We start from the raw sequence: 633 nt of genomic DNA on the forward strand, positions 1-633 counted from the left end.
TTTGCGCGAAGCGGCAACGTTCTTTGCAAAGGAATCGTCCTGAGGTACCAGGCGATTCAACGTTGTCGCAGCGAGTTTCCCTTACGCATGATGTGTCGATGTCTCAAGGTCTCTCCGAGCGGGTATTACGACTGGGAGGCACGACGCCCCAGCAACCGGGAGGTGGACAATGAGCGGTTATTGTCGCGTATTCACCAGATCCATGAGGATAGCCGGGGCACGATCGGCGTGCCACGCATGCACGAAGACCTGGCGCATGAGGGTGAAACGGCGAGTAAGAACCGTATTGCTCGCTTGATGGTTACCGCAGGGCTTCAGGGCTGGCCACGGAAAAAGAAGCGAGGTCAGCGAGCGCAACCGACACTTTCACCTCCAGGTGTTGAGAATCGGTTAGAGCGTGACTTCACTGCGCTGGAGCCTGAGAGCAAGTGGGTCACCGACATTACGGAGATCACTACGGGCGAAGGCAAGCTGTACCTGTGCGTGGTTGTCGATCTCTTCAGTAATTTGGTGGTGGGCTGGTCCATGCATCATCGGCAAGATCGACATATGGTGATCCGTGCTGTTCAAATGGCTGTGTGGCAGCGCCAGGACAATGGCCCGGTTATTCTACACTCGGATCGTGGGAGCCAG

At 56.4% G+C, this 633-nt stretch carries 1 protein-coding gene; it reads left to right on the forward strand.

Annotated features, from left to right (window positions below; translation table 11 throughout):
• Positions 1 to 633, forward strand: a 633-nt coding sequence (locus tag Q6D67_RS21675) for an IS3 family transposase (RefSeq protein ID WP_304707929.1), incomplete at both ends; no start/stop codon positions are given.

The sequence above is a fragment of the Haliea sp. E1-2-M8 genome (genome assembly GCF_030649675.1).
Lineage (GTDB): Bacteria > Pseudomonadota > Gammaproteobacteria > Pseudomonadales > Halieaceae > Haliea.